Source organism: Herpetosiphon giganteus, assembly GCF_016907925.1.
Taxonomy (GTDB): Bacteria; Chloroflexota; Chloroflexia; order Chloroflexales; family Herpetosiphonaceae; genus Herpetosiphon; species Herpetosiphon giganteus.
Genome location: NZ_JAFBCZ010000008.1, coordinates 50,707 through 76,021, shown reverse-complemented (window position 1 = coordinate 76,021; position 25,315 = coordinate 50,707). Strand labels below are relative to the sequence as shown.

The following is a 25,315-nucleotide window of genomic DNA, read 5'->3' as shown; positions in this document are numbered from 1 at the left end:
TGGTTCACTAAGGAATTGGGAGAGAACCAGAGCTTTAAAGCCCCTCGCCTGTCCACGGGAGCAGGGTTGGGATGAGGGCATAAAATCTAATCCCCGACCCCTAACACCCAACCCCCGATCCCCACGAAAACGTTTGACGCATGATGTCATGCGTGCTAAACTCGGCATATCCTCTTTTGTAATACAATAGACCCACACCGTGTTCAACCAGTTCGATGAGGAACGCCCATGCACGAAATCTTATTCAACAGCCAAGTTATCGCCGTTCGCGAGATTTACTGGAACTTACCGCATGCGGTTGAGTATGTGTTGTACTTGTTTGCGATCGCTGCCATTGGCACGATGTTCTACAAGATGTATCAAGACATTCTGTTGTGGCGACGCGGCCATGCAACAGTGCGCTCGACCAATTTTGCCAGTCGCTTGTGGTCAACGACAACCGAGGTTTTTGGGCAGAAGCGCGTCTTACGCGATCGCACACCAGGCATCATGCACACCTTTATCTTCTACGGCTTTTTGGCGCTGTTTATCGGCACCGATATTATTGCCGCTGAAGCCGACTTCACCATTCCGATTGCAGGTGAAGAGCAAGGCAAGATTTTAACTGGTGGCTTTTATCAGTATTACGAGCTGATTCTCGATGTCATGGGTGTGGTCTTTTTTGCTGGTTTGCTCTGGGCGTTGTGGCGACGCTATAAAACCAAACCAACCCGCTTGGATAATCGCGGTACCGATGCATGGGTGCTTTGGTCGATGATTTTCATCGTGGTTGGCGGTTATTTGATTGAAATTCTGCGCTTGGCCAACCAAACGATGACTGTTGGCGAAGGCGCAAACGCCGTCACCGCGATTGTCTACGAGCAAGGTTGGGCCAAATGGGCAATCTTCGGCTATCCTGGCGCATCAGTTGCCCGCGCTATTGGCCTCGGGGTCGAACGCGCCGCCGATGGTACGATCATTCATAGCCAAGTTGCCTTGTGGATTCACCGCGTGCTCTGGCTGAGCCATATGGCGGTGGTTTTTGCCTTCGTTGGCTCGATTCCCTTTACCAAATTCCGCCACATTTTCTATACTCCGCTCAACACCTTGTTCCGCGATCGCGACCCCAAAGGTGCGCTCGATCGCATTCCAAACATGGAAGAGGAACTGGAAAAAGATGAGCCAAAATTGGGCATTACCAGCCTCAGCGACTTCTCATGGAAGCGCCGCATGGACTTCGATGCCTGTATGCGCTGTGGCCGCTGCCAAGATAATTGTCCGGCCTTCGCCTCTGGCTCCGATCTTTCGCCCAAATGGCTGATTACCAAGATGAGCGATTTGATGCACGGCGGCCCTGTGCTCAAACGCGATGGCACGGTGATGATGCTCCAGCCGGCTGGCGCAACCGCCGCCGCGCCAACCGTTAGCAATGGCGTAAAAATCGAATTGCTCGAAGGCACGCCCGAAACCTTGCCATTGTATGAGCAAGGCATCGTTACCGAAAACGAACTCTGGGCTTGTACCACCTGTCGCGCTTGTATGACCGAGTGCCCTGCGACGATTGAGCATGTCGATGACATTATCGATTTCCGCCGCAACTTGACCATGGTGATGGGCGAAATTCCATCAGGGGTCAAAACGGTGCTGCAAGGCATCGAGCGCAACGGCAACCCATGGAAATTGCCTCAGCGCCAGCGTACCGCTTGGGCCGATGGCCTCGAAGTGCCAACCTTGGCCGAAAAAGAAGAAGCCGAGGTCTTGTATTGGGTTGGTTGTGCGCCATCGTATGATGATCGCTCGAAGAAAACCGCCCGCGCAATGGTGCAGTTGATGCAAAAAGCAGGCGTTGATTTTGCCATCCTTGGCGATGAAGAAACCTGTACTGGCGACCCAGCCCGCCGCATGGGCGAGGAATTGTTGTACGAACAACAAGCCAACACCAACATCGAAACCATGGGCCAATACAAATTCAAGAAGATCGTCACCACCTGCGCCCACTGCTACAACACTGTCAAAAATGAGTATCCGCAATTTGGCGGCAAAGCAGGCGTGGATTACGAAGTGGTGCACCATACCGAATTCTTGAACGATTTGGTCGAAGCTGGCAAGCTCAATCCAACCGTACCAGTCAATGAAAAAGTCGTCTATCACGACCCATGTTACATTGGCCGCTACAACGATATTTACGAAGAGCCACGCAATGTGCTTACCAGCATTCCTGGCTTGGAGTTGGTCGAGGCTGGCCCACGCAATCGCGAAAAGGCGATGTGCTGTGGTGGCGGTGGCGGTAACGCCTGGCTCGAAGGATGGGGCGATAAACACGTCAATGTGATTCGGCTTGAACAATTGCAAACCGAAAAGCCCGATACCGTGGCAATGGGCTGCCCCTTCTGTATGGTGATGTTCGAGGACGCTGCCAAGAACACCAACCAATCAGAAACCCTTGGCCGCAAAGACGTAGCCGAAATTCTCTTGCAATCGGTTGGCGATCAACCACCAGCCGCCTAAATTTAGCGCGCATAACCAAAAACCCCCGCCATTGTAAAAATGGCGGGGGTTTTGTTTACTCTTGAAACAGACGATAATCGGTCGGATCAAATTTGGCAGCCAGCAAAAACGTGCGGGCCTGAGCCAAATCATGCTCGTTAAATTGCATAATCTCTGAAGCAGTATCGTGATCGGGATTATCGGTCAAGGCCCAAATTGCCAATTGTTTGCCTACAAATTCTTCGCTGCTTTGCATGGACAAATGGTCAACGAGGCGTTGCAATTCCGCATCAACAAAACCATCAAACGCATAGGTATCAGTTTCAGCGCCTGGCTCAGCATACAATTCAAGGCTGTAGGCTTCGATAACGCCATAGCGAGCGGTAGCCTGTTTTGTAATCAGCGACTTTGCTTGGATATACGTATCTTCGGGGGTATCAAGCCGACCTTCATAGGCAATCAAGACCATATCTTCGTGATAATCGGTTTGATTGTCCAAAATTTGGCCAGCAGGAATCGTGATCCGAATCGAGCGATCAGTTTTGCCAGTGACTATCATCATCAGGACTCCACCAGCAGTCCCGGAGTTTTTAAATTCCAAATCGATTAAGCCTTGATCGTAGGCTTCTTGGATTGACAGTGGTTCGGCATTGAGCGAACAGCCAGCAAGCACGATTAATAACAGCCCCAATCCAATGGTGCGCAGCAGATACATATTCAACTTCCCTCAACTTGTAGATTAAACGCAGCATACGCGCGCTGTTTCGCCACGCCTAGCGACTAAAGACCGATTTTCTAGAGTTCACGCAGGCCAATATCGTTGCGATAAGTCGATGATGGGATTCGTAGGCGTTTGAGATTGCGATAGGCTTTGGCATGCGCTTCCGCCAAATTCGCTGCTTGCGCCGTCACCGTTACAATGCGGCCAGCCTTTGAAGAAAGGTGATTGCCGCCCATTGAACGGACTAACATCGCATCGCTCAGCGCACTGCTAACCCCGCTCAACAAGCTGCGCTTTTCGGGCATATGCATTTCTTCGGAAACATAACGCAAGCCATTGGGATTGGCAGTTTCATTTTGAAACGCCACAATGCCAGGCTCCAGCTCGGCGATGCCATCAATTGCCATGCCGGTGCTAAAACTATGGGGATAGCCGCTTGCCACGATGGTCACGCCAACGCTGGCTTCTGGTCGCCAACGCAGCGCTGGCACATTGAGCAAACTGCGATTATTGGCCGCAACCAGGAGCGGAAACAAATCGTCTTCGAGCAAGGGCAAAAGCACTTGGGCCTCGGGATCGCTCAGCGTTGTGCGAATGCGCAAGACTTGTGGCCCGCGTGCGGTAATTGCACAATCGACACCCAAAATACCCCACCACGGCAGTTTATCGCGCAGCAACGCCGCCCGAATTGGCTCCAAAATGGTGGCACTCAGATAATCGCCAATTTGCTTGAGGATACCGCTGGGCGTGGTATGCGCGCCCATGCCTTCAGCAGCCCAGCCTTGATCGTTATCATCAAGCCGATCGTAGATTCGCACCGCTTGCATTGGAATCAAGGTTGTGCCATCGGTTAGGGCTGAAAGCGCGACGGTTGGGCCAAGTGCTGGTTGCTCAATGACCACGCCGCGATAATGACCTGGGCGTGGCGGCAAGGCAAAAATCCCAGCCAAGGCAGCCAGTGCTTCAGCGCGATCAGTGTATGCCCCATCGTATTCGGAAGGATAATCGCCCCAGAGCACAATCGGCAGTGGTTGCGAGGCAACGTAACGCTCAGCAGTTGCTAAATCACCCAAGGCGCGGCCAGTTGAGGTTGGAATTTGATGCCGATTGAGAAATTCTTTGAGCCACAAACGTGAGCGTTCAAGCACTGCCGCTTGTTTGGGCGGCCCACAGACCGGAATTTTATACATGAGCGCTGCATCGGCCACGCCATTGCTCAGATAACTGCCCTCTGCTGGCACAATGACCTGAAAATGCTCATCGTAGGCCCACTTTGCCAGCTCGGTCATACTTTCAAATGGCTCTGCATTTGGCACAAGCAAACTTGTACCACCATTGCCAGGTATGGTGGCCAAACTATCAATTCGCTGGCTATTGAACAACTTCCAAACGTAGGCATGGGCTGCGCCATTGTTGCCAAGCACAAGTACTTTCATAGGCCTAAATTACTAATAGAATCGCCAAATCAAAGCTGATTCAGCGATTCAAAAAGAGTTGATTGCGGGGCAAAACCCATGGCGTAGCGATTAAACCCCGCCATGGGTTTGCGGGTTTAGGCGACCAAACCCTCGCGAGCAGCAAACACATGATAATCAATCGTTGGGAATGGATTATCAAGGTCGTTGAAACTGGCGGTGAGTTCGCGCATTAAGCCAAGATCATTAGCCTCAATTGCATCAGCCAATTGGCTAAACCGATCGACATGCTCGTTAAAGCGCTTGGTGGCGTAATCTTGGGCTTGACCAGTTGTGACCAAGAAAGGCCAATCGCTCGATTGCAACAGCAGCAATTCGCGGGCTGTTTGGGCCAAGGCCTCAGCCAAATCGCCATCAGTTTGGGGATAGGCTGCGACTAAACCCTCCATGCGTTTTTCTGCCGCATGAATAATTGGCCACATCCACTCGGTTTCGGGATTGAGCCAGGTTTGATGCGTGCCATTGGAACCCCACGAGCTTTCGGGCAGGTTCAACGATTCACGCGGTGGATTATTGGCAATATATTCTGAAGCCGTGGTCAGATCAATATCGGGATTGGCAGCCAAGCGCCGCAGCACTTCGCGCATCCAATCGACCCCTTCAAACCACCAGTGGCCGAACAATTCGGTGTCGTAGTTTGATGAAATCAGGCCATAGCGCCCAGTTTGGCCACGATATTCGCTGATGACCTGATGCACCAAATTGGTGAAGTGATCGGCGTGGGCATGAATTTTGTCGTTAATCCAATCGGGATGATAGTAATCTTTAAAGCCAAGATCGACTTTTGGCCCAGTGATGCGCCAATATTGCATGCCGCTTTCGCTATCTTTGCGATGGAACTCGCGATAGTTGGCATCGCCTGGGTAGCCCCATTCTGCCGACCACACCTGCAAGCCAGTTTTGTGATGGCGACCAATCGCAGCAACTTTATCGCTCAAGCCAACCAAATAGGGCTGAAGCGTGCTATTGCCAGTTGGCGGCACTTCGCGGGTAACTGGCACAACATATTTGCGCAGCGTATCGCCATATGGGCCAAGAATTTTGCCCTCGGCTTTATCCAATGGTGCGCCACCCTCGATGGTGGTGGTTTCGACGAAGAAGCACTCGATGCCTTGAGCTTCGAGAAATTCTTCGACCCCTGGTTTGCGCTCGGTTTCGCTGCGATCTTCAGGGTAGTAGGCTGGGCGATAGGCGCACTCTGGCAGCCAAATCGCCTTGGGTTTGCGGCCATAATGGCGCTCGTAGCTTTGCACTGCAACCGCAATTTGGGCATAAATCGTTGAATCGCGGCTCACCAACGGCAAGTAGCCATGGGTTGCGCCACAAGTGATAATTTCGATATAGCCAGCATCTTGCAATTGGCGGAAGGCTCCGACAATATCGCGGTTGTAGCGTTCGATAAACGAGCGCTTGATCATGCTATACCAATCGCGATACCACTGAGCCAAATAGGCCTTGTGGGGATCTGGTTGCTCTAGGGCAGCAGGTTCTTCAGGCTCTGGCTCAATGTCAAGTTCTGCCTCAACATCAGCATCAACAACTTCATCAATTTCCGCAACGTCGGCGCTAGCAACAGTGGTGGCGCTCAACAAGCCTGCATGGAGAGGGGCTGGCGAATCACCAGCAGTTGAAGAAAGCAGGGCATCGTTTTTGGTAATTAAGCTTTCAAGCTCTTCGCTCGAAAGCAGTGGCGTTGACTCCGGCTCTGGCTCTGGCTCTGTTTCAGCACGTTGGGCGGCTTCCCAAACGGCCTGCACATCGGCCAGCCGATCAATATCAGCTTGAGCTGCAACAATCTTTTCGTCGAGATACTCTTCGAAATTGTGCAAAATCGTTGGGTCGGCCAATTGTTCGGTCAGAATTGGCGTAATCCCAATCGTCAAGCGAGGAGTAACCCCATCGTTGATCAGATCAGTCAGCGCATTGAGCAGTGGAATATACGTCTCGGAAGCGGCCTCGTGAAGCCATTCTTCACCGTGAGGCCAGCGGCCAGCTTTGCGACAATAGGGCAAGTGGCTATGTAAGACAAACGTAAATGCACCTTGTTTTGGCATAGATGCTCCTTCTGTGCGGAACATGCGGGACATGTTGCAGAGGTCGGTTCCCATTATAGCAGGTGTTCGCAAGCCAGAAGTGTGCCGCGAGGCTTGTAGAGAGGTGGTTTATGGGCAAGCGTGGTTCCCTCACCCCTCGCCCGATCCCGTGGCGCGGGCGAGGGGCTTTAACCCTGTGGTTTTGCATGATTGATGGTGAAAACGGGTGCTCCCCCTCGCCCGCGTTTTCGTGGTCGAGGGGGTGAGGAAATCAATGACTAGTAGCGTGTGCCAACCGCAGCATCGATTGGCAACACCGCATCAATGGCGGCCAGCTCGGCGGCGCTAAGTTCAACATTCAAGGCAGCCATATTTTCTTCGAGGTAGCGGCGACGCTTGGTGCCTGGAATCGGCACAATATCATCGCCTTTGGCCAAGACCCAAGCCAAGGCCAATTGCGCTGGTGTGATGCCTTTTTGGCTGGCCAGTTGCTCAATATGTTCTACTAAGCTCAAGTTACGTTGAAAATTTTCGCCTTGGAAGCGTGGTGAGTAGCGACGATAATCATCGGCGGCAAAATCATCGACGCTGCGAAATTGGCCGGTTAGGAAGCCACGCCCAAGCGGGCTATAGGCCACAAAGCCAATGCCCAACTCGCGCGTTGTCGCCAAAATTTCAATTTCTGGCTCGCGCGACCAGAGCGAATATTCGGTTTGCAAGGCGCTAATGGGGTGAACTTGGTGTGCGCGGCGAATCGTTGGGGCATCGGCTTCGGATAAACCGATGTAGCGCACTTTGCCAGCTTGTACCAACTCGGCCATTGCCCCAACCGTTTCCTCGATAGGCACATTGGCATCAACCCGATGCTGATAATAGAGATCAATATGATCAACGCCCAAGCGTTGCAGCGAAGCATCGCAGGCGGCTTTAACATATTCAGGGCGGCCATTGATTGAGCGTTGGTTATCGGGGCCGCGTTGAATACCAAATTTGGTTGCGAGAATAACCTGATCGCGGCGACCTTTGAACGCCTTGCCAACCAGCTGCTCATTGGTAAAAGGCCCATACATATCGGCGGTATCGAAGAAATTCACGCCCAATTCCAAGGCCAGATCGATGGTTGCCAGCGATTCGGCCTCGTCGGTTGGGCCATAAAACTCCGACATACCCATACAACCTAAGCCAATTGGATTAACTGTGAGTCCTTGGCTGCCTAGTGACCGTTGTTTCATTCCTGCCTCCAGCAATAGATCATAAACCAATGCAGGCAGTCTACACCTTTGAGTGCGCTCAAAGTCAAGTAGTGGAATGTGCCCGAGCCTAGCCAGCTAGGTCAGCTTGTCAGTAACGCCTGAGCATGGTATACTTTTGATGATTCGTTGGCGTTTTATGCCTTTATAATCAGATAAAACGCAATTAACGAAAGAACGGGATACACCCATGAGGGCAGTATGGCGGTATTTTAGCCTTTTGATGATTGGGATTTTCATTGTTGGTTGTAGCGCAACAAGCTATGATAACACGTTGTTAACCCCGGGGGCTACCGCTAATCCTCTGACCCGCACGCAACTGGTAATTTGGCATGGAGCAGATGGCCAACGGAGTGAACTTTTCACGCGATTGCTGTTAGAATACCAACGGGCACATCCAAACGTTGTGATTCAAATTGTCAATCGTGGGCCAAACCTTCTGCACGATTATCGGGCGGCACTGCTTGAAGGCACACCACCAGACCTAATCTGGCTTAACGAAAATCGTTGGGTAGGCGAACTAGCAGATCAACAACTGATTATTGATCTGACGGAACGGCTGCGTAAGGTTAACCTTGAGCCAATCGTGCCAGCGGCGCTCGATGGTGCCCGTTATGGCGAAAAATTATATGGCTTGCCATTGACGCTTAATCTACCTGTGCTGTACTATAATCGGGCAAACTTTGTAAGCACACCGCCACAAAGCACCGCTGAATGGCTTGAAATCGCTCGCGGGTTTAGCGATGATCAAGGACAGTACGGATTAGCGTATAATTTATCGCTATACTTTACCCAACCCTACCTTCCAGCCTTCGGGGGCGCAATCTTCGATGAGACTGGGGCGGTGGTTCTGGGGACACAAAGCTATACCCCAACATTACAGTGGCTAACCTGGGTCGACGCATTAGCCCAAGATCCAAGCTTGTTAGCCCGTGATGATCATCGACTGATAGCTCGCAGTGTGAGCCAAAACAGTGCGATCATGACGATTGACTGGGCCGATCAAATCAGCACCTATCGTCAATTGTGGGGGGAGAACGTTGGCGTGCAACCATTGCCACGCCTGAGCCAAACCGGCCAAGAACCGCAACCCTTTGTTCGGAGCAGTGTGCTTGTGATCAGCCCACGCAGCACCGAGCAACAGCAAAACGCCGCGCTTGACGTGATGCGGTTTCTTGTGGAGATGAAAGCGCAAACGGCTTTTCAAGCCGCTGATATCCCAAGTGTGCGTAACGACTTAGCCAGTAGCGACCCACTCTACCCACAACTTCAGCTGGCAGTTAGTCGCGCAAGCGCTTGGCCCACCACCCTCCGCTTCAACAACGGATGGGACATCCTGATCGCTTTGGTGCGTAATAGCTTAAATGGCGCACCCTTGGAAGAAAGTATCGCGAACGCCGATCGCCTGCTACGGAGCGAGTAGCCAACCCAGCATATTACAGCGAACCGCTTGACAAGCAAGGGCTAAATTAGCCCGTTATAGTGGGATCTGTAGTTGATATTTGGCAAAAGATGTAGTAGAATGGCGCAGACGGCCAACCCGCTGAAGGCTGATCGTTCCAAGCAAGTCATTCATTATAGATTCCACGCCGGCCTACGGCCTAAGGAGGAGTTGCATGGCAACCAGAACCGAAGAGATGGTGCGGCATCTCAAGGCACTGCAGATGAATACGCCTGACATCGAAGCCTCGGCGGTCGTCAGCGTTGATGGTCTCATCATGGCCTCGAATCTTCCGAACGATGTGGAAGAAGATCGTGTGTCTGCTATGAGTGCCGCGATGTTGTCTCTGGGCGAACGAATCGCTGGCGAGCTTCGGCGTGGCGCACTTAACCTCGTCTTCGTACAAGGTGAAGAAGGCTACGTTATTCTGATTTCAATCGGTGAAGATGCAGTGCTAACCGCCTTGGCGCAAAGCCGGGCAAAGCTTGGCCTGATCTTCTTAGACATGAAGCGTACCGCTAACGAGTTGGCCCATTTCGTATAAGGCTGCCGACCTCCGAACGACCGTTCGCGGGCCAGAATCGGTTCTGGCCCCCTTTTTTTGCTCTTGGGTAACGCTAGTGTGCCATGTGCAGGTGGCCTGCTGGCGCTTTTTTTATTTTAGCCACCTGTCGCTCTGTTACAATTGTGCAATAATTGGCCATTAGGCTTGGCAGCGCACCACGATCTATGGTAGCGTAGCAGAATAGAGAACAGAGAAAAGGATGAAGGATGAAGGATGAAGGATGAGGGATGAAGGAAAGTCAAAAAGTTATAACGCAGAGGCGCAGAGAAAGCATGGCTATGGACTATTGGCTATCGGAAAGTAGGTGGAAACAAAACATCAATAGCCTATAGCCTATATGTACTGGTTCATTGGCTTGGCAACCAAGGACATGCCCTCACCCCCAGCCCCTCTCCCACTGAACGCGGGCGAGGGGAGCGCTGGTTTTTACCGACGTATTGCGGTAGAACCACGGCGTTAAAGCCCCTCGCCCGCCACGTGGGAGAGGGGTTGGGGTGAGGGGATGAGGCGGTGGTTAACCGCATGTACCATTACACCTATAGCCTATAGCCTGTTCATTCTTCGTGCTCTTCGTGTCCTTCGTGGATCAAAACTACCCCATTTATAAAAGGTATTACTGGCATGTTTGCAGCATTCGATCAGCATCGACGACGTGAGCTTGGTTTGATTTTCGGCGGTACGCTGCTTGGCGTTGGCCTAGGCGCGATTGCCGCGTTTGTGCCAGGCTTTTTGGTTGTCGCAGGCGTACTCGGCTTGCTGGTTGGGGCATGGTTTGCTCGTTCGGTGCATTCGATTCTGACAGCGACTGTTTTGGTTGCCACGCTGTTGCCCTTTGGTACCTTGCCCTTCAAAGTTGGCTTAACTCCTGCCTTGCTTGAACTAGGTTTGTTGGCGCTCTATGCAATGCTGGTCGTGCGCAATTTGGTTGATCCCGAACGCAGCTGGCGCTGGGGTAGCCTCGCCCCATGGGTTATTTTGCTGCTTGGTAGCTCGTTTTTCTCGTTTATCATTGGCTCGAATGCTGCGCCCGATAGCCTGCTGCTGCATAATTATTTCAAATTGCTGCTTGGCATTTGTTTGTTTTGGGGTGTGCAAAATGCCCTCGATTCGCTTGAACAAGCTCGTTGGTGGCTGCGCTTGCTGATTCTGGCTGGGTGGGCGGCGGCGCTTCTTGGCATCGGCCTGCGCTTCGCCCCCGATGGCTTAGCACTGCGCTTTTTGACCGCGCTTGCGCCAATTGGCTACCCTGCAAGTGGTCGCGTCTTGCGCTATGTCGAAGACGAGCCGAATGGATTTGAGCGGGCGATTGGGACTTCGATCGACCCCAACGGCTTTGGCGGGATGATGGCCTTGCTAGGGGCAATTGCGCTTGGTCAAGCTTTGGCTCAGCGCCCTGTTTTGGGCCGCAAATGGTTATGGCTGATTACCGCAAGTTTTGGTTTAGCGGTCTTTTTAACCTCGTCACGGGCGGCGCTCGGCGGTTTTGCGATTGCAGGGCTGTTTCTGGCAACTGTGCGCTATCGCCAATTGTGGTGGCTGATTGGTGCTGGGGGCATTGCTGGCGCAATCGCCATTGTGGGCTTGGGCAAGGGCGGCGATTTTGTCGAGCGGATTGTTGAAGGCATTCAGTTTAAAGATCAAGCCAACCAAATGCGCTTGGCCGAGTTTCGCAATGCAATCGCGATTATGCGCGAGTATCCTGTGTTTGGGGTGGGCTTTGGCCGTGCCCCAAATATCGACCTGACGACTGGCGTGAGTAGCGTGTATTTGGCGCTTGGCTCGCGCATGGGCTTGGTTGGTTTAGGTTTATACATTTTGACGGCAATTGCCTTTATGGTGCTCACAACCCAAGCCATCCGCCGCAGCGAGCGTTCGGTTGGCGATGCAATTATTGGCTTGCAGGCAGCGATTTTGGCAGCGCTCGCGGTTGGTGTGCTCGATCACTATTTCTTCAATATCGAGTTTCCGCATATGGGCACGCTGTTTTGGGGCGTGGTTGGCTTGGCAATGGTTTTTATGCGCGAGACACAAGCTGATCCGGCATTTAGTCGTTAATATAAAGCAGCAAGAATCAATGATTTGCTTTTTGGCTTGCGCTTGAATCACACGATATGCAGAGATCGCCACCCTTCCGACCCTCCCCAGGAGGGAAACGCCGGGGGTTTTCAGCCCCCAGCACACCCAAATATTTATTTTGTGGATTGTTGTATTTCCTCAGACCCAAAGCTTGCCCTCATCATAGCCAAACTATCACCTTTCCGCGTTCGTTGACAAGCAAAACGCACGATTAAAAAGCCCCTCTCCCATACTCAAAGTGGGAGAGGGGTTATTGTGCTGCTATTTTAACCTTCGTGTTCTTCGCGTCCTTCGTGGTTACAGTTTCCGATCCCCAAGCCCCAAAAACTGATCCCCAACTTATCGATCAAAATCTGGATTGTAAATATGCTCAGTTGTGTTGCTCCACTGCTGGCCAGTTTCGTTGCTCGAGAAGCTCGCATTATTGATAATTTGGGTATAGGTTCCGCGAATCGATTCTTTGACGATCACTTGGAAGGTTACATTAATTCGTTGGTTTGGTTGCAAGAGCGGAATTTGCCAGCCAATCGGGCCTGAGCCATTGGGGCTTGGCTGAATTTGTGGCGCTGGCCAACTTAGCCCACTAAAACTGGTAGCGCTTGAGAAGGGATCGACGATTTGAACATTGCTCAAGGGCATGTTGCCAGTATTTTGGATGGCGAGGGTATACGAAATGGTATCGCCAGGCCGTACAAACCCATCAAAATTATGCAGCTGATCGCCACGATTCGCATCCCAAATCACCAGTGAATTGAGCACAATCCGCGCCCGATAGACCGGCACTGGCGTGGGAGTTGGTGATGGCGTAGGCGTTGGCAACGGTGCACTCGCGACCTTAAATTGAATCGTTTTGCTATCGCAGCGGATACCTTGGTTGGCCATATACGAGGCTTTCAGCGTGTAATCGCCAGCAGGCACTGTGCTTAAATTCCACGTATTGCCCGTGAACAGATACGGATCGATCTGCTCGATGTGGGTTTTGGTCATTGGGCCGGTCAGGCGAAATTCAATTTGCCATGGTGGCGCGCCAGTGATTTTCATGCCGATTCTGGCTGAATGTTGTAAGACTGCGTTTTGGCTTACACCAACCCAACCAAGCAAACGGCCCGAATCGCAGTTGCGCAAACAATAATTGGTGCCGCCATAATGATTGGATGCTAACAAGCGTTCGTGGTAGCGCTGGTTCATCAGGTTTGGCAAAACTTGCCCGAAGAAGGCGCTCATTTGGCCAGCGCAGGTGGTTAATGTTTGACGATACGTGCGTTGGGTATTGGGGGGCAATTGGTCGCTTTGCGAGGCAAAGAGCACCTGATGATCGGTTACGGCATCGAATTTTTGATACACAGCCGTGCCAACTTCATAGGTACAAACACTCGAACGATTGATAATAACAACTTCGTTTTCGGCGCTGAACCAAGCACCAAGATCGCCTAAGCCAGGGCAATCGGGAGGCGAACCTTCGCTATCCTGAGCGAAACTAGCGTGCGGTTGACGAGCCATGAGCGCAAATAAACCAGCGATCATGAACGTCAATAGAGCAGGAATGCAGAGCGAACGTAGCCGCATGCTCCATTGCATAAAACACCATCCTGCGATGATTGGTTGGTATGTCGGTAGAACTATTATGACTCAGGCCTTAAGTCATGTCAATGTGTAGCTAGCTATTTAAGCAACTCACAAGCTGATCGAATAACTAGCAAGCATTAATCTGAGCCTAAACTCAATCATGGAATATATCTTGATAAGGCATACCAACCAGCCAAACGCAACCTAACTGGCCACAAGCCAGCAACGAATCCAAAAAGAATACTAGCTAGTATAGCAACACTTGGGGTTGTTGGGCAGTCGTATAAACAAGCGTCAGTCCCGTTCGTTAAGACGACTTCTATCTCACCCCTAGAGGTGATGCTATTGCAGATTGCTTGCCTAAGGTTTTAGCTCATGAGGATGGGATAAACGATTGTTAAGAAAGGAGGAGTTGTTGTCAAATAGATAACGCAAGGCTATAATAGCCAAGGTTTTGCCGTTTGCGATCGACCGATTGTTGGCATATGCCAACGCTACCATAGATAATAAGGGATGCTTGTGAGACGTTTAATTCGAGCTTTGTTGATTGTTGCCACCATTGGCGCACTCGTGGTCGCTTGTGTTGCAACATTGTTCCTGCGTGAGTTAACCACGCCTGCTGGCGATAGCGATGTCGCCAAAAATTTTACGATTGCTCCAAACGAAAGTTTGGCTGTCATTAGCAGCAATCTAGAATCTGAAGGCTTGGTTCGCCGTGCAATTGTCTTCCGCGTTTTCGCCGATATACGCAACGCTGAAACAGAGTTGTACCCGGGCACTTACAAAATCAGCCCCAACATGACCATCAACCAAATTTTGGAAATGTTTCGGGTTGCGCCTGAAGTGCGCACGGCGGTGCGCTTTACCGTGCCCGAAGGCTTGCGGATTGAAGAAATTGCCAACGTCATCGAATCGACTGGCGTGGTTAGCGCCGATGATTTCTTGAGCGTGGCCCGCAATGGCGCGCAATTCAAGGCCGATTATAGCTTTTTGGCAAGTTTGCCCGATAGCGCCAGCTTAGAAGGCTATCTCTTCCCCGATACCTATGACATTTTCTCCGATGCAAGCAGCGAAGATATTGTGCGCAAAATGCTCGATACGTTCGCAATTCGCTGGGCCGATTCGCCATTGAGCAGCGCCACAACTGGCCGCTCTGTCCACGAAGTGGTAACAATGGCTTCAATTGTGCAGCGCGAAGCGAGCAACAACGAAGAAATGCCGCGGATTGCCGCCGCCTTCTGGAATCGGCTGAAGCCAGAGTTTGCCGGCAACCAACTTGGCGCAGATCCCACGGTTCAATATATCTTGGGCGAGCCGGGCAACTGGTGGCCAAAACTCGATCAGCTGACAGTGCAGCAAATTAATAGTGCCGAAGGCCCCTACAACACGCGGGTCAATCCTGGCTTACCACCAGGCCCAATTAGCACACCTGGTTTGTTTGCCTTGCAAGCAGCTGCTGCGCCAGCAGATGAGGATGTGACCTATTTTGTAACCAAATGTGTTGCTGCTGGCGAACGGCCAACCCACAATTTCACCAACGACTATAGCGAATTTTTGCAATTTCAAGAAGAGTTTTTGGCGTGTCCCAAATAGCTGCCCTTGGCATCATTGGCGATCCGGTCGCCCATAGCCTTTCGCCTGCAATGCACAATGCTGCATTGCAGGCGCTTGCTATTAATCAACAGTATGTACGTTGGCACACGCCAGCCGCCGAGTTGCCCGCCCGCGTGCAAAGCCTGCGTGCCGAGGGTATGCTGGGCGCAAATGTAACCTTGCCGCATAAAGTCGCAATTGCCCCCTTACTTGATCGCACGCTCGCTATCGCCCAAGAACTTGGTGCAGTGAATACCATCGTGCGCGAAGCCGATGGCAGTTTGACTGGCCACAACACCGATGCGCCCGCGCTCCAAGCCTCGCTCCAAGCTGCTGGAATCGATTTAGCTAGCCAACGGGCGGTGATTTTGGGCGCTGGTGGGGCGGCACGGGCAGCACTTTGGGCCTTGCGCAACGCTGGTTGCCAACAGATTAGCCTGATCAACCGCACGCTCAGCAGTGCCCAAGCCTTGGTTTTGCCCCACGAACAAGCGCTAGCAGCCACTGATCCTCACGTTGCAGATTGTTTAGCCAAGGCGAGCCTGTTGATCAATGTAACCTCGCTTGGTTGGAAGGATACTGATCCTGCACCGCTTGATTTAGGCCTATTACACGCCAAGCTTTTGGTGTACGATACGGTCTATCGCCAAACGCCCTTGCTAAAAGGGGCAGCAGCAATTGGCGCGGCCCATTGCGATGGGCTTGATATGTTGGTACGCCAAGCTGGCTTAGCATTTAGCCTCTGGTTTAATCAGCCTGCACCGCTAGCAGTGATGCGTACCGCTGCCCTAGCGGCCCTACAAGGATAATCAGCCTATGTTGTTAGCACTTGTGATTGTGGTTGGGATTGCGATTGGCTTTGGATTAAACCCTTGGATTACCCAAATCGCCACTGACCCCAAAGCTGCCAACCCGTTGCCGACCCCGCGCCATCCCTTGCTTGGCGGGCCAACATGGGTTGGGTTGCTGGTTGCGGCGATGAGTGGGCTGATGGCATGGATTTGTTATCGCGATTATGGGCTTTCGTTGCGGGGCATCTATTGGTATGCAATGAGCCTGGTTTTTATTGTCATTGGAGCCGTCGATTGGAAAGTGCGCCTAATTGATGTGCTATTGGTGCTGATTGCAACGATTGTCGCATTAATTGGCTCGGCGTTTCTAACCATTAGCTTCAAAGCTTCGCTGATTGGGGCCTTGATTGCTGGGCTTTTGTTTTTGCTCTTTTTTGCTGGCTCGATTCTGCTTTATCCCGATGCTGATGCGCCGTTTGGTTTGGGCGATGTGTATTTAGCTTTTTTGATTGGCGCAGCGGTTGGTTGGGGCTATCTTGGCACAGTGCTTATGTATGGCATGGGCTTGGCGGGGCTTGCCTCGCTTGGGATTTTGGTGGTGCGCCAAATCCGCGGCGAAGGCACGCTCTATATCGCCTATGGCACCTATTTATGCCTTGGTGTGTTGCTGTATATGATCAAGTTTGGGCCACTTTAGGCGGCTACGCATGGTGCAGCAAACAACCGCACAGCTGCCGAGATGTGGTACGATCAGCATGAACTTGATTCAACACCAAGGAGGTCGTTATGACCCTATTACAGGTGCCAATCACCGAATTTTTGGATCAGCTTGCAACCAAAGAGCCAGTGCCTGGCGGCGGGAGCGTTGCAGCCGTGTCTGGGGCAATGGCCGCAGGCTTGATTTCAATGGTTTGTTCACTGACGCTTGGTAAGAAGAAATACGCCGAGGTCGAGGATGAAATTCGGGCCTTGATGGATCGCTCAGAATCGTTGCGCCGCGAGTTGCAAGAATTGGCCGAGGCTGATGTTGAGGCATTTCGTCGCTTGAGTGTGGCCTATAAATTGCCGCGCGAAACCAGCGCCGATATTGCAATTCGCCGCGATGCGATTCAAGCAGCAACCAGAATTGCCACCGATGTGCCATTGCGCACGGCCCAAGCTGCCGCTGCAATTTTGCCGCTGTGTAGCCCAGCCGCCCAAAAAGGCAATTCGGCTGCGGTCAGCGATGTTGGCGTGGCAGTGCTTTTGGCCCAAGCTGCGGTGCGGAGCGCCTTGCTCAACGTCGAAATCAACCTGAATTCGCTTGAAGATCAGTTTTATGTGCGCGAAACGCGGGCCGAGGTTGCTAAACTCACCGCTACCTTGCACGAGGATACCGAGGCAATAATGGCCTTGGTCAACCAACAACTGCAAGCCTAAAATTTGTTTTCTAACTTTGGCGGAGCATAAGCTCCGCTTTTTTACGTAAAGGATGTTATGACAGCGCTTTTGCTTGATGGTCGCGTATTAGCGAAAGAATTGAAGGCTCAAATCAGCCAGCAAGCGGCTGAATTCAAGGCTCGCACTGGCTATGCGCCCCAATTGGTCGTGGTTCAGGTGGCGGGCAATGCTGCTTCCGATTGGTATGTGCGTTCAATTCGCCGCTCGTGTGAAGGAGTTGGCTTTGGCTTTGCACTGCAACTTCTGCCCGAAACCTGTGATCAAGCGACCTTAGAAGCAGCAATTCAGCAAGCCAGCAACGATTCCAGCATTCACGGCATTATTATTCAAATGCCGTTGCCCAGCCAGCTCTCTGCTGATGGAGCAGTTGCCGCGCTTAATCCACAAAAGGATGTTGATGGCTTGCACCCAACCAATGCTGGCCGTTTAGCTCAAGGCTTGCCTGCCTTGGTGCCAAACACGCCTGCTGGTGGCATGGCCTTGCTTGATCGCTATCAAATTAGTTTGGCTGGCAAGCATGCAGTAGTGGTTGGGCGCTCGAATGTGGTGGGCAAACCGCTTGCCCAATTGTTGCTGGCGCGCCATGCCACCGTGACGATTTGCCACTCGCGGACTGCCAATTTGGCCGAAGTTATTCGTCAAGGCGATCTTGTGGCGGCAGCGGTTGGCAAGGCTGGCTTGGTAACAGGCGCAATGCTCAAACCAGGTGCGGTGGTGCTCGATTTTGGCATCAACGAAGTGGCCGAAGGTCAAGTGGTTGGTGATGTCGATTGGGCCAGCGCCAGCGAAGTTGCCAGCGCAATCACCCCAGTGCCAGGTGGCACCGGCCCAGTTACCAATATGATGTTATTGCAAAATACTTTACAAGCAGCCCAATGGTTAGCCGAACAAGCCTAAGCTAGCACTGGGCTTGACGTTGCTTGGCTGGCAACAATTAACTCGTGGAGTTGTTGCCAGCGCTCAGCCATCTCGTGGGCGGGCAAAGCGCGTTTGTTCCAATCGGTGAGGCAATTCTGGCGATAATTTAATCCAGCATGGGCAATGACCCATTGCTCATAGCTTGCAATCCACGTGCAGCAATGACAAAGCAGGCTGGTCATGCGTAGCCATTCGTTCAAATTGGCGGGCATGCGCACTGGCGGCACTGCACTCAGCGACCAAACATTGCACAGCGGTGCGACCCGATCGATCAAGCCAATTTGCAGCTTGTCGCGGCGCAAAAACAGGCTTCCTGCATAGCCATCGCCATACCACAAGCCCCACCCCCATAAATCAAGCGTTGCCCCGTTGCCAAGTTGAAAGCGATAATTACTACTGCCACGCTGCTCAGCAGGCATGCGGCTGCGCTCCGCCCCATATTCCAGCAGCAAATTGCCTGCACCGCGCCGCACATCGTGGCCCCAACACCAACATTGTTGCTCGAATAATGGTCGTCCTGCGTGCTGCACAGGCTTTGGTAAAGCATAATTTGGCGTTATCTTTGGCATATTGATACTATATATCATTATAAAATAGGCAAAAAAGTGGCCGCGCACAGCACGACCATATATTGATATAATGTATCATTATTGCGATGAAATGTCAATCTGATGGCAACCAAACCGTCGTGCCAACCCAGATGCCTTGGTCGGCCATGGTGGTTTCATTGCTCAGCTCGACCTTGGCGGGCTTGTTTGGGTCAAATGTATAGGTCCCAAGATCAGCCCATTCGTTGGCAAAAACATACTGATTGACCACCACATCGCTGCGGCCCTCTGCGTGCTCGACCACATAATGCGCCGTTACTGCATCGTCGTGGCCGTTGTAGTAGTAGGGAATGTAGGTTAGCACGCGGTAGCGGCCAGCACTCGGCAGGCTGGTTTGCCAAGTTGCCGTGCTTGGCGGTTGGTTCGGCGTGGGCTGCGGGGTGGCAACGCCAGTTAAATCCGAAATCGTGTCGGTCAGCGTATCGGTATTGATCACCGGAATCTGCGAGGTAATCCAGAGCGTTTCTGCGCCAGCGCCAATTGGCGCGGTTTGCCAATTGCCCTCAGTGCGGCTAAAGCCTGCGTCGGTTGGCCGAACCGCAATCGTTTGGCCCAAATCGCAAGGATTCGGACGATCGGCCCACAGCCAGCGCGACGCTGTGCCAACTGGATAGCTGCTCCAGGGATCGGGTTCGCTTGAGCACCAACCATAGGGGTCGGTATTGCGGCCAAGATATTGGGTTTGGAAGTGCAAGTGCGGGCCAATTGCACAGCCGGTTGAGCCAACGATGCCCAATTGTTCACCACTTTTAATGGCTTGGCCAACTTCGACCGAAATTTCGCTGAGATGCCAATAGAGCGTGCGATAGCCATTGCCATGATCGATGACCACGCCTTTGGCAGGCACACCACAGCCATCATCGGAATTGCTGGCCCAGACGATTGTGCCATCGGCGGCAGCAACCACAGCCTCTGGCGGTCGTGCACCATAATCCCAGCCATCGTGGCCATCGTAGGAAATTTGGGTTTCACGCCGACCCCACCAACTGACCAACGATTGGTTGGGCGTTAAAAAGGGATACTCGTGATCGAAAAACGAGGTGATATAGGTGACGTTGCGCAGCGGCCAGCGCAAAAATGGCGTGGCTGGCGCAGGCACTTGGCCCAAAGTTTGGCGTGGATCTTCAAAAAACTTGCTATAGGTTGCGACAAAACTGCCATCGCTCAGCACTTTGGCTAATTCTTCGGGAGTCATGGTTTGGGCCAGCAAACGCACAACCGCATACGAACTGGGGTTTAAGCCAGCGGGAATTGGGCCTTTGACATCTTTATCGCGATATTGTAATTCGGTCACATAGGCAAAATCGCGCACCCCACGGCGTAACTCACGCGCAGCCCAGCGAATTTGGCCATGCAAACCACGCCAGTTTTCATTTTCGCCCTGATATTTCATGGCCCAATCGAGTTGATCGGGGTTGGGCGTTGGGTTGGTCAATAAGCCTTGTTGAAACTCCAGCAACGCCAATAACAATTTGGGATTCAAACTATAGAGGTACGATTGGCCAACCACAACCTCAGCCAACGATAAATTGCGATCGCCAACTGTCAGCAGCGCAGCTTTGAGCGTACCTGGCTGCGCATCCAAGAGCGTCTGAATATTCTCAACAGTCAGATTTTGCTCGGATGTAAAGCGAATATCATCGATTAAAGTTGGCGGCTCGGCGGCACGTGGCAAAATCGAACTGGCTTCGACTGCATTTTGTGGCTCGACGGCTGGAGGCAAGGTTGGTGGCGGTTGTTCTGCTTGGTTGAGGTCGTCCTCGGAGACCGAATCAACAGGCCGAAAAATCAGCTGGCCGGTTTTCGTGGGCGACGGAGCAATCCGGAGCACCAACGTGGTTAGGCACAAACTGACGATTAATGTGCTGAACAAAGCCCAGAGGCGTTGCTGATCGCTTTGCAGGCGATTGCGTAAATCAAAATAGCGTTTGGGGTTAAAGCGTTGCATAATCCTCACCAAGCATTCGCCTTGTCAGTATAGCAGATGTGGAATGGTTGGGGTGCAACATGAGTGCAATAAGATGGGTAATCGGCAGATCCCCTCACCCCAACCCCTCGCCCGTCGGACGGGCGAGGGGCTATAATGCCGTGATTCTGCGGCAATTCCTTGGTAAAAACGGGTTCTCCCCCTCGCCCGCGTTTTCGTGGGAGCGGGGGCTGGGGGGTGAGGGAACATGGTTGACAATCCAATGAACCACTACAGCTATCGGAATTATGAGATACCTCCAAATCTTCCGATAGCCCATAGCCAAAAGCCTCATTTTCGTGCAATTCGTAGCTAAAAAATGTTCTTCGCGATCTTCGCGGTTTCCAGCCTTCGTGCCCTTCGTGGCTCACATTTAGCGTTGCAAAATTCTATCGATTTGCTGCATTTGGCTGGCGGTTAATGGCCCAAATTGCAGTGCTTTGGCGTTTTCGCTGGCTTGGGCCACGGTGCGAAAACCTGGAATCGGCAAGGTTTGGCTACTGCGACCCCACAACCACGCCAACGCGCCTTGGGTTAGCGTGCGGCCTTCGCTGGTGAGCACTTCGCGCAGGGCTTCGAGCTTTTTGAGCCATTCTGGGTTTGGTTTGCCGGCCTGAAAACCTTCAAACCATTCGACTTTGCTACGCACATCGTCGCTGCTAAAGCTGGTGCTTGGGGTAAATTTGCCAGTCAACAAGCCCATGGCCAATGGTGCACGATTGATGCTGGCCAAGTTGTGAGCTTCGCAAAAAGCAATAATTGCATCGCTCTCACCAGTGCTATGGCCATGCAACAAATTCAATTGTTGCTGCACGGCGATACAATTTGGGCCTTCGGCAAAAAGCTGAACCGCCTCAAGCCGATCGGTGCTCCAGCCATAGCCACGAATCTTGCCCTCGCTGACCAAGCTTTCGAGCGTATCGCGCACTGCGGCAGCATCTTCGATCGGATAGCCCCACAAGTGCAGTTGCAACAAATCGACATAATCGGTGTTGAGCCGTTTGAGGCTCGCTTCAAGTTGTTGGCGAATTTCTGTAGCGCTAATCGGTATTTGCTCAAAGGCATCGTTGCTGCCCTCGGCCCAGCTATTGCCGAATTTGGTTGCCAAAACAAGCTGATCGCGACGGCCTGCGATGGCTTGGGCAATCACTTCTTCGCTGTGGCCACAGCCATAGACGTTTGCTGTGTCAAGAAAATTGACTCCCAGCTCAAGCGCTGCATGAATTGCCCGAATTGATTCTGCATCGTCGACTTGGCCCCAGCCCGCAGGATTGCCATTATGGTTGAAGGGGCCACCGATTGCCCAACAGCCCAAGCCCAAAGCGCTAACTTCGATGCCACTTTTGCCGATAGTTCGCTTTAACATGCGGGTATCTCCTAGCTAAATATTCTCGTTGCTAGGATTCTAAACATTTGCGCGCACTCTAAGTCAAGAGCCAATTTTGGGCCATTCAAAAGCCCCTGTTTTTGAATTCAACAGGGGCTGGAGCAAGCATTATTTTGAAAATTAGTTTAATCGTTGGCGGTTAAACTTTCGCGTGAAAAACCGCCGGGCAACAGCTCGCGTGGCGTGGTAGGCTGAGTTTGATCGGCCAAGTTTGCCAACAGCACTGGCATATCGGGAGCTAGCTCGAACATAAATTGGCGGCACATGCCACAGGGCGCGACTGGTCCAGGCGTATCGGCTACCACGGCTATGGCTACAAATTCAGTTTCGCCAGCGCTCCAAGCGGCAGCAAGCGCCGAGCGTTCAGCGCACAAACAAACAGGGTATGCAGCATTTTCGATATTACAGCCATGGAAGATGCGTCCGCTGGCTGTCAGCACTGCCGCGCCAACTTTGAAACGTGAGTATGGAGTATAAGCTCGTTCGCGGGCGCTCTTGGCGTTCTCCAAGAGCATTTGGTAGTCAACCATCATCGGTATTGCTCCCAACCTCGGCTACTTCGGGTTCGGCAGTGGCTAAGCTTAAGTGGAGGCGTTGCGGGCGCAAACCTTGAATCGTCACAACTTCAATCGTTGTGTCATCGACATGCACCACATCGCCGACATTGGGCATCGAGCCAAGCAGGGCCAAAACGAAGCCACCGAGGCTATCTACATCGTCATTGATTAGGGTTAAGCCTGTAGCATCGTTGACTTCATCAATCGAGACCCGACTATCGAACAGCCATTCCGTGGGGCTAAGCTGTTGAATTGGCGCTTCTTCGCTATCGAACTCATCCTGAATTTCGCCAACGATCTCTTCCAGCAAATCCTCGATTGTCACCAAGCCCGCAGTGCTGCCATATTCATCGACAATAATGGCCATATGCACTTTGCGGCTTTGCAAAGCCCGCATCAAATCGTCAACCTTCAGTGATTCGGGCACAAAATAGGGCTGGCGTACCAATGAGCGCAAGGGCACATCACGTAGCCCATCGCGCAACAGCGGAAACAGATCTTTAGCGTACAACACTCCGAGCACTTGGTCAATTGAATCGTCGTAGATTGGCAAGCGCGAATGGCCAGCGCTAATAAACAAATTGAGCGCTTCTTCCATGCTGGCGCTGGCGGCCAAGCCCACAATATCGATCCGTGGCACCATCACTTCGCGCACGGCGGTATCGCTAAATTCAAAAATACCCGCAATCATATCGCGTTCTTCAGCTTCGATCACGCCCTCTTCTTCGCCGACGTTGACCATTAATTTAAGTTCTTCTTCGGTGACGAGGTTGGCGTTTTGGCCAGTGACGAGGCCAATTGGGCGGGCGATTTGGCGCAGCAGCCATTGCATGGGTGCGACGAGCCAGAGCAAAATTCGCAGTGGACGAACCGTCCAAAGCACCATGCTATCGGGGTAGGCGGTGGCGAGGGTTTTGGGCAAGGTTGTGCCAATTGTGAGCCAGACCAACAGAAAGCCCAAGAGAAACGTGGCTTGCTGCCAGCCAGTGCGATTGGCAACAAACGTCAAGAGCAACGCGGTTGCGCCAATTGTGCCAACCGTGCTCAGCAAGAGTGTGCCGATGCGTAGATGATAGGGGTCTTCCAACAGGCGCATAGCCACGTTGGCCCGGCGTTCGCCGTTTTCCAACAGCGTATTCATTCGATGGCGTGAGATAGTAGAGAGCGCTGCTTCGGCTGCTGAGGCGACACTCACAATAATGAGACACATCGCCAGCCCAAGCAGCTCCAAACTAGATGCAGGGTCCATGGGTTCTATCGGCTTCAATCGGGCCTTGCGGCGCTACTATTGCAGGCTGGTGATCGACGCAGCAGCAATAATCCAAATTGTCGCCTTCGTCCTCCTCGAACTAGAGTAGATTGATATTTCGGTACTATGCAGTATGCGGCATATCGCAGGTGATTGCAAGAGGCCAAGCGTTAACGTTTTCAGGCGTTTAATCACGAAGCATGCGAACGTTTGATCCACGAAGGACACGAAAGGGAAATGGCTATTGGCTGCGGGCTATGGGCTAGCGGGGATTGGTTGGGGTTGCCGAAGCTAAGCGTTTAACCACAGATTAATTGTTCCGAGAGCAAAAAGCCTATAGCCTATAGTCTATAGCCTCGTCCCTTCATCCTTCATCCTTTGCTTCAGGGGTTGACAAGGCGTGTATGATGCGTTCGTCAACTTTGCACCAGTAGCGCAATTGATGTGCCTTAACAACCAAAAACAGTGTGCCAAGCAATTGGACTAACTTTTAAGGAACGGTTTGCAAAATTGATACGTCATCATGGCGTAACAATAAACACTTACTAGGAGGATGGTCGAATGCAACGGTTTTTTGGGTATGTATTACTCGTCGTATTGATGGTTAGCTTAGTTGGCTGTGGTGGTGGTGTTAGCGATACAACCATTCCTGCGCCGCCAAGCAGCAGCGAATATCAAAAAGGCCAAGATCCAACGCTTGATATTATGGTTGATAGCTTCAGCCAAAGCATGGCAAGCAGCGGAACGAGCACAACCAACAAATTCTATATGTCAACCGCAAGCGCGGAAGAAATCAAGAATTTCTATACCACTGAGATGACCAATCGTGGTTGGAAAACCATCGAATCACCATCGATTCCAGATACCACATCAGTCAATTTTCAAGCAGATAACAATGTAGCTGCGATTAATATGATTGATATGAGTATGGCAGGCGGCACTGGGATTCTGGTTATCACGACTGGCACGACCGTCAAATAAGGTTCCAAAGCTGCGAGGTTTACGCTGGCCCTCAGTGTTGAGCAATTGCTTAGGCTGAGGGCTTTGTGTCGCAGATTGCCAGATTTTGGCTTGGTTGTAACCTTTGTAGTGATAGCAGCGTATCAAAGCTTGTGATTATTACCACACAGTTTTTGGTAGAGCACGTTTGTGATTTGAGAGTTTGGAGAATGGGTGGCGCGATCATTGCTAAGTAGGAACCCTCTTGGCAGTA

The 25,315-nt window shown here is 52.0% G+C and carries 20 protein-coding genes; 10 read left to right on the top strand and 10 right to left on the bottom strand.

Features of this window, described 5'->3' with window-relative positions; translation table 11 throughout:
• The first annotated feature begins 228 nt into the window (after positions 1-228).
• A complete protein-coding gene (locus JOD20_RS09415; protein WP_204755027.1) occupies positions 229-2,487 on the top strand; it encodes a (Fe-S)-binding protein in 2,259 nt (752 codons plus the stop codon).
• A 55-nt stretch (positions 2,488-2,542) separates the two neighbouring features.
• Here JOD20_RS09415 and JOD20_RS09410 read toward each other — a convergent pair whose 3' ends face one another.
• The 4 genes from JOD20_RS09410 to JOD20_RS09395 form a co-directional block, all read right to left on the bottom strand.
• Complete coding sequence (locus tag JOD20_RS09410) at positions 2,543-3,181, bottom strand: hypothetical protein (RefSeq protein WP_204755026.1); 639 nt, start codon at positions 3,179-3,181, stop codon at positions 2,543-2,545.
• 80 nt (positions 3,182-3,261) lie between these two features.
• Positions 3,262-4,623, bottom strand: coding sequence for a phosphoribosylamine--glycine ligase (locus tag JOD20_RS09405; RefSeq protein ID WP_204755025.1), 1,362 nt, complete (start codon positions 4,621-4,623; stop codon positions 3,262-3,264).
• A 116-nt stretch (positions 4,624-4,739) separates the two neighbouring features.
• Positions 4,740-6,716 (bottom strand): 1,4-alpha-glucan branching protein domain-containing protein, encoded by a 1,977-nt coding sequence (locus tag JOD20_RS09400; protein ID WP_204755024.1) that lies wholly within the window; start codon positions 6,714-6,716, stop codon positions 4,740-4,742.
• Between the two features lie 257 nt (positions 6,717-6,973).
• Positions 6,974-7,927: an aldo/keto reductase gene (locus JOD20_RS09395; RefSeq protein ID WP_204755023.1), complete on the bottom strand. Its 954-nt coding sequence runs from the start codon at positions 7,925-7,927 to the stop codon at positions 6,974-6,976.
• A gap of 208 nt (positions 7,928-8,135) precedes the next feature.
• Here JOD20_RS09395 and JOD20_RS09390 point away from each other — a divergent pair, with 208 nt between their 5' ends.
• The 3 genes from JOD20_RS09390 to JOD20_RS09380 all read left to right on the top strand — a co-directional run bounded on the left by JOD20_RS09390 (position 8,136) and on the right by JOD20_RS09380 (position 12,006).
• The gene (locus JOD20_RS09390; RefSeq protein ID WP_204755022.1) at positions 8,136-9,368 is read left to right on the top strand and encodes a sugar ABC transporter substrate-binding protein; all 1,233 of its coding nucleotides are present in this window, start codon (positions 8,136-8,138) and stop codon (positions 9,366-9,368) included.
• A 193-nt stretch (positions 9,369-9,561) separates the two neighbouring features.
• The gene (locus JOD20_RS09385; protein ID WP_054535499.1) at positions 9,562-9,930 is read left to right on the top strand and encodes a roadblock/LC7 domain-containing protein; all 369 of its coding nucleotides are present in this window, start codon (positions 9,562-9,564) and stop codon (positions 9,928-9,930) included.
• A gap of 642 nt (positions 9,931-10,572) precedes the next feature.
• The gene (locus JOD20_RS09380; protein ID WP_204755021.1) at positions 10,573-12,006 is read left to right on the top strand and encodes an O-antigen ligase family protein; all 1,434 of its coding nucleotides are present in this window, start codon (positions 10,573-10,575) and stop codon (positions 12,004-12,006) included.
• 360 nt (positions 12,007-12,366) lie between these two features.
• Here JOD20_RS09380 and JOD20_RS09375 read toward each other — a convergent pair whose 3' ends face one another.
• A complete protein-coding gene (locus JOD20_RS09375; protein WP_204755020.1) occupies positions 12,367-13,605 on the bottom strand; it encodes a DUF7507 domain-containing protein in 1,239 nt (412 codons plus the stop codon).
• Between the two features lie 507 nt (positions 13,606-14,112).
• Here JOD20_RS09375 and mltG point away from each other — a divergent pair.
• From mltG to JOD20_RS09350, 5 genes are all read left to right on the top strand, one after another.
• On the top strand, positions 14,113-15,186 hold the full coding sequence (mltG, locus tag JOD20_RS09370) for an endolytic transglycosylase MltG (RefSeq protein WP_204755019.1): 1,074 nt from the start codon (positions 14,113-14,115) through the stop codon (positions 15,184-15,186).
• Positions 15,174-15,995: a shikimate dehydrogenase gene (aroE, locus tag JOD20_RS09365; RefSeq protein WP_204755018.1), complete on the top strand. Its 822-nt coding sequence runs from the start codon at positions 15,174-15,176 to the stop codon at positions 15,993-15,995. The genes mltG and aroE overlap by 13 nt, the downstream gene beginning before the upstream one ends.
• A 7-nt stretch (positions 15,996-16,002) precedes the next feature.
• Positions 16,003-16,674, top strand: coding sequence for an A24 family peptidase (locus JOD20_RS09360; RefSeq protein ID WP_204755017.1), 672 nt, complete (start codon positions 16,003-16,005; stop codon positions 16,672-16,674).
• Positions 16,675-16,763: 89 nt separating this feature from the next.
• Positions 16,764-17,396, top strand: a complete 633-nt coding sequence (locus JOD20_RS09355) for a cyclodeaminase/cyclohydrolase family protein (protein WP_204755016.1) — start codon at positions 16,764-16,766, stop codon at positions 17,394-17,396.
• 57 nt (positions 17,397-17,453) lie between these two features.
• Positions 17,454-18,314, top strand: coding sequence for a bifunctional 5,10-methylenetetrahydrofolate dehydrogenase/5,10-methenyltetrahydrofolate cyclohydrolase (locus JOD20_RS09350; protein ID WP_204755015.1), 861 nt, complete (start codon positions 17,454-17,456; stop codon positions 18,312-18,314).
• Here JOD20_RS09350 and JOD20_RS09345 read toward each other — a convergent pair.
• From JOD20_RS09345 to JOD20_RS09325, 5 genes are all read right to left on the bottom strand, one after another.
• A complete protein-coding gene (locus tag JOD20_RS09345; protein WP_204755014.1) occupies positions 18,311-18,904 on the bottom strand; it encodes a hypothetical protein in 594 nt (197 codons plus the stop codon). The two genes, JOD20_RS09350 and JOD20_RS09345, sit on opposite strands and share 4 nt — an antisense overlap.
• A 94-nt stretch (positions 18,905-18,998) precedes the next feature.
• Positions 18,999-20,891 carry a peptidoglycan DD-metalloendopeptidase family protein gene (locus JOD20_RS09340; protein WP_204755013.1) on the bottom strand — a complete coding sequence of 631 codons (1,893 nt, stop codon included), beginning with the start codon at positions 20,889-20,891 and terminating at the stop codon, positions 18,999-19,001.
• A gap of 391 nt (positions 20,892-21,282) precedes the next feature.
• Entirely contained in the window at positions 21,283-22,275 is a 993-nt protein-coding gene (locus JOD20_RS09335) for an aldo/keto reductase (RefSeq protein ID WP_204755012.1), read from the bottom strand.
• Between the two features lie 146 nt (positions 22,276-22,421).
• Complete coding sequence (gene cdd, locus JOD20_RS09330; protein ID WP_110514203.1) at positions 22,422-22,829, bottom strand: cytidine deaminase; 408 nt, start codon at positions 22,827-22,829, stop codon at positions 22,422-22,424.
• Complete coding sequence (locus tag JOD20_RS09325; RefSeq protein ID WP_204755011.1) at positions 22,819-24,102, bottom strand: hemolysin family protein; 1,284 nt, start codon at positions 24,100-24,102, stop codon at positions 22,819-22,821. Before JOD20_RS09325 ends, cdd begins: the two co-directional genes overlap by 11 nt.
• A gap of 561 nt (positions 24,103-24,663) precedes the next feature.
• Here JOD20_RS09325 and JOD20_RS09320 point away from each other — a divergent pair.
• The gene (locus JOD20_RS09320) at positions 24,664-25,083 is read left to right on the top strand and encodes a hypothetical protein (protein WP_204755010.1); all 420 of its coding nucleotides are present in this window, start codon (positions 24,664-24,666) and stop codon (positions 25,081-25,083) included.
• Positions 25,084-25,315: the final 232 nt, after the last annotated feature.

Bases quoted from the DNA above. Each gene is read 5' to 3' on its own strand.
- JOD20_RS09415 (WP_204755027.1), top strand. From the start codon at position 229: ATGCACGAAATCTTATTCAACAGCCAAGTTATCGCCGTTCGCGAGATT.
- JOD20_RS09410 (WP_204755026.1), bottom strand. From the start codon at position 3,181: ATGTATCTGCTGCGCACCATTGGATTGGGGCTGTTATTAATCGTGCTT.
- JOD20_RS09405 (WP_204755025.1), bottom strand. From the start codon at position 4,623: ATGAAAGTACTTGTGCTTGGCAACAATGGCGCAGCCCATGCCTACGTT.
- JOD20_RS09400 (WP_204755024.1), bottom strand. From the start codon at position 6,716: ATGCCAAAACAAGGTGCATTTACGTTTGTCTTACATAGCCACTTGCCC.
- JOD20_RS09395 (WP_204755023.1), bottom strand. From the start codon at position 7,927: ATGAAACAACGGTCACTAGGCAGCCAAGGACTCACAGTTAATCCAATT.
- JOD20_RS09390 (WP_204755022.1), top strand. From the start codon at position 8,136: ATGAGGGCAGTATGGCGGTATTTTAGCCTTTTGATGATTGGGATTTTC.
- JOD20_RS09385 (WP_054535499.1), top strand. From the start codon at position 9,562: ATGGCAACCAGAACCGAAGAGATGGTGCGGCATCTCAAGGCACTGCAG.
- JOD20_RS09380 (WP_204755021.1), top strand. From the start codon at position 10,573: ATGTTTGCAGCATTCGATCAGCATCGACGACGTGAGCTTGGTTTGATT.
- JOD20_RS09375 (WP_204755020.1), bottom strand. From the start codon at position 13,605: ATGCAATGGAGCATGCGGCTACGTTCGCTCTGCATTCCTGCTCTATTG.
- JOD20_RS09360 (WP_204755017.1), top strand. From the start codon at position 16,003: ATGTTGTTAGCACTTGTGATTGTGGTTGGGATTGCGATTGGCTTTGGA.
- JOD20_RS09355 (WP_204755016.1), top strand. From the start codon at position 16,764: ATGACCCTATTACAGGTGCCAATCACCGAATTTTTGGATCAGCTTGCA.
- JOD20_RS09350 (WP_204755015.1), top strand. From the start codon at position 17,454: ATGACAGCGCTTTTGCTTGATGGTCGCGTATTAGCGAAAGAATTGAAG.
- JOD20_RS09345 (WP_204755014.1), bottom strand. From the start codon at position 18,904: ATGCCAAAGATAACGCCAAATTATGCTTTACCAAAGCCTGTGCAGCAC.
- JOD20_RS09340 (WP_204755013.1), bottom strand. From the start codon at position 20,891: ATGCAACGCTTTAACCCCAAACGCTATTTTGATTTACGCAATCGCCTG.
- JOD20_RS09335 (WP_204755012.1), bottom strand. From the start codon at position 22,275: ATGTTAAAGCGAACTATCGGCAAAAGTGGCATCGAAGTTAGCGCTTTG.
- cdd (WP_110514203.1), bottom strand. From the start codon at position 22,829: ATGATGGTTGACTACCAAATGCTCTTGGAGAACGCCAAGAGCGCCCGC.
- JOD20_RS09325 (WP_204755011.1), bottom strand. From the start codon at position 24,102: ATGGACCCTGCATCTAGTTTGGAGCTGCTTGGGCTGGCGATGTGTCTC.
- JOD20_RS09320 (WP_204755010.1), top strand. From the start codon at position 24,664: ATGCAACGGTTTTTTGGGTATGTATTACTCGTCGTATTGATGGTTAGC.